We start from the raw sequence: 4,652 nt of genomic DNA, 5'->3' as shown, positions 1-4,652 counted from the left end.
GCTGGCGAGCACCACCACGGCGGCCGGGCGGCCTTCGTGTTCCATGACGAACGAGAGTCGGCCGAAAGGGCGGTCGTAGGGCCTGCCTGCCGGGTGTTCGGGCGTCGGCAGGTGCAGTGGGTGCCGCCATGCGATCAGGTGCGCCTGCGCGTCGCACAACGGCACCTCGTAGAACGCGACCAGCGGTGACCAGCGCAGCGCGAGCTGCCGGATCACGACTCCTCCGTCCCGGCCGTGTCGGGCAGCACGCGGACCGCGTGGACCGCGACGCGGCCGAGGTCGGGCAGACCCACTCTGGCCTCCGTAGGCAGCGGGAAGTTGTCGATGCACAGCCCGCGGTACTCGGGGGTGTCGGTGCCGAGGACGGCCCGGTAGACGTTGGTGACCTCCCACTGGACCATGAAGCGGCTCACGGTCGGCCCCCAGGACGTTCGACGACGTAGCCGCGCACGGCGACCCGCATCTGCTTGACGACCGCGTAGCGCAACATGTCGTGGCCCAGCGGCAGGTCCACGCTCAGCTCCTCGCCGATCACGAGGGTTTCCCGGTCACGGACGTAGAGGTCGGCCAGGACGCTGGTCGGCCGGTAGGCGCGGGCGGTGACCCAGACGAACGTGGCCTGTTCGCGCAAGTGCGGGCACTGCAGCAGCGCCCAGGGTCGGCAGGTGTCGCACACCGGCGGGTGCAGTGTCTCGAAGGGGCTGCCGTCCTCGGGAACGTCCTTCTCTGGCACCAGGAACGTCACCGCCTGCCCATGGGGAAAGGTACCGCCGCACACCTGGCAGCGCCGGCCGACCATGCACTCCCGCTGGCGCAGGGCGTGAACCTGGGCCCACAGCGGCTCGCCGACGCCGGGCTTGTTCAGGCCGGAGAACCACAGCAGCCCGAACCCGTCGCGCCGCTCCAGCAGCACGCTGCCCGCGGCCACGGCGGAGACGTCGGTGCGCGCGACGGCCACGTACTCCGCACCGTCGTCGGTCAGGTAGGCGATGCGTCGGGTGGTCAGGTCGATCTGTTCGCCGGTCCAGACGGTGATGTAGGGGACGATCCGGCCGCGCCAGGTGTGGCGGCCGGTGACGGGGTGCAGTCCGTTGCTGGTCATCCGCCGTTCCCCAGGTCGGTGCCGTCCAGGGAAGTGACGGCGACGACCTCGCGGTCTCCCACGCTCTGCATGTTGTCCTGGGTCCGCAGCACCTCGAGCGCGGCGAAGGCCGTGCCGGTCAACTGTCCGGAGTCGTAGACGGGGAAGTCGGCGGGCGTGAAGCCCGCGAACTGCCGCAGGCTCGGGTCGATCGTGCCGCTGTAGCTGACGCTGATAGTCCAGTCCACGAAGAACGGCGGGTGCGGCGTCGTCGTCGCGTTCGCCGTCTGCGGCTGTTCCTGCTGTTCGTGCATGACTTTCCTCGGGTCGGGTTCTCGGGTCGGGTGAAGGGGTGCGGTCCGCCCGCCCTGCCGTGAGCGGGCGGGACTGGTTGTGGCGGCTCGGCGAAGCAGGCGGACAAGGGAAGGGGGCCTGCAGTCGACGGCGGCTTGGCGCAGAGCGGCAGGCAACGTCGGCGAGCGTCCGGAAGCCGTCCTGTTTGGAGAGCCGTTCACGTGCTGGGGTTTGCGGCGTCGCCGGCGAGGTCGATGTCGCCGGGACGCCGGGTCGGGTCGAACTTGTCGGAGGTTCGCGGCCGCGGATGGTCTCCGTGTGCGCGTGCGCCGGCGTTCGTCGCAGATGCTTGCTACTGCTGTGACGTGAACATGACCCAGTCGCCACCGGGGATGGCGTCGGCGGCGGTGAACTCCTGCTCGGCGTTGGGGCCGGCTTGGTAGATCCATGCCTGGACCGGACCGGTGTTGGTCTTCACCGTTACCTCAGCGCGCTGATAGAGGTTGGCGGGATCCTGTGGGTCAAAGCCCTCGAGTTCGTCCAGGTCTCGCAGCACACGGGGATGCTCCGCCAGGTCGATGGTCATCACCTCGCCGACCACGACATTGTCAGGCTTGGCGGGATCCACTACGGCGAAGGGAAATCCGCCCGCGTCGTAGAGGGTGACACCGGCGATCCAGGCGGGCTCCTCGGCTGCGGTTCGCCCCTTCAGGATGCGGTCATAGTTGAAGCAGCCTCGGCGGAGGGTGCCGTAGACGAAGACCCGGATCTGCTTGGCCCCCGGATCCGCGGCACCGTTGGACGGCATCATCAAACCTACTTTCGTGACGTAGATGACGTTGCGCTCAGGGCAACGTGGTCGTGCGACCGAGATGGCCGAAACCCGCTCAGTGGACTGGAACCCGATGGACGTGAGGTGTGGGTTCGTCCCGACTGCACAGCGGGCGGAAGACAAGGCTTGTGAGCGGCCACAGTGCGGTAGATGCGGCAGCTGGCAACAGGAGCAGTGACCAGTTCGCATGAGCTGGTGTGCCGGCTTTGCCCGCGGGACGGGACATCCCGAGATCGCGGTGTGCGTGAGAGGGTCTTGGCCGACGAGCTATGGGCTCGGCTCGAACCGTTGATCCCGATGTCCGCGAGGCGCTTGCGTTACCTGGGTCGTAGACGCGTCGATGACCGGGCTGCGCTGGAAGGCATCTCTACTCGGCGCCCACCGGGACTGGCTGGAACCGGCTGCCCACTGCCTTTTTCTGTGCCTCGGGCTCGACCTGCTGGGCGGTGCGCGCCGGGTGGTTTCGGTGCCCGCCAGCACGTGCACAGCGCCTTGGCGCGGGATGAGCTCGCCGGCATGCCGCGAGCGGTCGACATCGGCACCAGCCCCGCATGGACTATGACCGAGGTCCGGCAGCGACGCCATGACCAGGTTGACGAAGTCCTTTGCGCGACCCCACTCACCGGCGTTGCGCGTCTCGCCGGGCCTCAAGGTCAAGCGGCCACGCCAGTCCTCTCGGTTGTGAGTCCCGTACTTCCTGAGAAGCCGGCAGATCACGACGTCAAGATCAGCTGCGACGCTGCGGCCCAGGCCGCGGGGAAGGCTGGACCGGTCTTGTCGGCCGCGGTGGCAGGAGCGATGGTCAAGAACTGCTCGGCGGTCGCTAATCCGCGGACGAGCTGCTTCGGGTCACGCGTTCGCAGCCAGATCCGCGGGTGGGCGTCGTCCGGGAACGCCGGGTCGCCGATGGTCACGGCCGTCCCAGCGAGGTCGGCTCGCCGGTTGAGCTCGACACGCATCTCGGCCGGCCCGCCGACATCGAGCATCCGTATCGAGCGGGCGTGGTTGGTCTTGCCGTCGACGCGCGGTGAGAGCGTGCGGCGCACGTCGTAGATTGCCCATGGCATCGAGGCCAGCAGCTCCTCGAACGCCGTGAGCACCGCCGCGGTGCCGGCCGAGGTACGCAGCAGCGTCAGCAGCCGCTCGCCCTTGATCAAGCCCTGAGCGGGGTTGAGGCAGGTAGCGCTGAACTCCATCGCCAACGCGAGCACACCCGCGTCCGGCTCCGCGATGAACCGCGCCACGGTCTCCGACCGGCCAGTCTTGTTGGTCAGAGCGAACGGGCAGTAGGTGCAGGCGCTTTTCGCCCAGTCCCGGTCGAGCCCGAACGTCGTACGCAGGAACGCCTGCGCGTCGGCACGGCTCCAGCCCCACTGTCGCAGTGGGTACTCCCCGGTGCGCAGCGCCGTGTTGTACCGCGCGTCCCTCACGGCGCGGCGGGTCTCGTGCAGCTCGTAGCCGACGACGTGCCGGAAGGGCTTGCCTTGGGTGAGTTCGGCGATGACGGTGTCGAGTACCCAGCCCTTGAAGTGCTGGCTGCTTCTCTGCACCAAGCAAGCCGACACACCGGAATGGCTCTGAGGCTGAGGCTGCGCGCCGCTCGCCACCGACAGGCGGCGCGCAGCCCCAGCCGTCAGCCAGCATATGAGTACTCGTCCTACTCCAGCACGATCGTCTGGTTCGGGATCTCAGCCCCTTGCGGTCGAACATCCGCTATTGCCGATGAGCGGACGTTGCTTGCGTTGCCGGGTCGCACATGGAGGCGCGTGTTCAGTGTGTGTGACAGCAAGGCGATTCAGCTGTCTCTAGCAGTGTCCAAGTTCCGGCGGACAACCTTGGTCGTGGGGTGATCGGGGCCCAGCACCCGCTCGTGGTCGGCGAGGGTCGCCTCGAAAAGCGGGATCGCCCGGCCCAGATCACCCGCCGACCCGTAGAGGGTCGCCTCGAAAAGCGGGATCGCCCGGCCCAGATCACCCGCCGACCCGTAGGCGCCGGCCAGGTTATTCCGCGAGGTCAGCGTGTTCGGGTGATCAGGGCCCAGCACCCGCTCGCGGTCGGCGAGGGTCGCCTCGAAAAGCGGGATCGCCCGGCCCGGATCACCCGCCGACTCGTAGGCGTTGGCCAGGTTATTCTGCGAGGTCAGCGTGCTCGGGTGATCGGGGCCCAGCACCCGCTCGTGGTCGGCGAGGGTCGCCTCGAAAAGCGGGATCGCCCGGCCCGGATCACCCGCCGACTCGTAGGCGTATGCCAGGTTATTCCGCGAGAGCAGCGTGTCCGGGTGATCGGGGCCCAGCACCCGCTCGCAGTCTGCGAGAGTCGCTTCGTGCAGTGGGATCGCCCGGCCCGGATCACCCGCCGACTCGTAGGCGTTGGCCAGGTTGCTCCGCGAGAGCAGCGTGCTTGGGTGGTCGGGGCCCAGCACCCGCTCGCGATCAGCGAGGGTCG

7 protein-coding genes are annotated in these 4,652 nt (G+C 68.5%); all 7 read right to left on the bottom strand.

The window, feature by feature from the left end; all coding sequences use genetic code 11:
• Positions 1-216 (bottom strand): hypothetical protein (locus ADL03_RS41615; RefSeq protein WP_157529736.1); only part of this gene is annotated, 216 nt, incomplete at its 3' end.
• Positions 213-413: a hypothetical protein gene (locus tag ADL03_RS41610; RefSeq protein ID WP_053739171.1), complete on the bottom strand. Its 201-nt coding sequence runs from the start codon at positions 411-413 to the stop codon at positions 213-215. The genes ADL03_RS41615 and ADL03_RS41610, both read right to left, overlap by 4 nt.
• A complete protein-coding gene (locus ADL03_RS41605; protein ID WP_053739170.1) occupies positions 410-1,102 on the bottom strand; it encodes a hypothetical protein in 693 nt (230 codons plus the stop codon). The genes ADL03_RS41610 and ADL03_RS41605 overlap by 4 nt, the downstream gene beginning before the upstream one ends.
• Positions 1,099-1,395 (bottom strand): hypothetical protein, encoded by a 297-nt coding sequence (locus ADL03_RS41600; protein ID WP_053739169.1) that lies wholly within the window; start codon positions 1,393-1,395, stop codon positions 1,099-1,101. Before ADL03_RS41600 ends, ADL03_RS41605 begins: the two co-directional genes overlap by 4 nt.
• Before the next feature lie 332 nt (positions 1,396-1,727).
• Positions 1,728-2,186 carry a gamma-glutamylcyclotransferase gene (locus tag ADL03_RS41595; protein ID WP_053739168.1) on the bottom strand — a complete coding sequence of 153 codons (459 nt, stop codon included), beginning with the start codon at positions 2,184-2,186 and terminating at the stop codon, positions 1,728-1,730.
• 734 nt (positions 2,187-2,920) lie between these two features.
• Positions 2,921-3,757, bottom strand: a complete 837-nt coding sequence (locus ADL03_RS49115) for a hypothetical protein (protein WP_053739167.1) — start codon at positions 3,755-3,757, stop codon at positions 2,921-2,923.
• Positions 3,758-4,002: 245 nt separating this feature from the next.
• On the bottom strand, positions 4,003-4,652 hold a 650-nt coding region (locus tag ADL03_RS41585), incomplete at its 5' end, for a tetratricopeptide repeat protein (protein ID WP_157529734.1).

This window comes from Nocardia sp. NRRL S-836, from assembly GCF_001279525.1.
In the GTDB taxonomy this organism is placed as follows: Bacteria; Actinomycetota; Actinomycetes; order Mycobacteriales; family Pseudonocardiaceae; genus Lentzea.
This window is presented reverse-complemented; position numbering and strand designations above follow the sequence as displayed.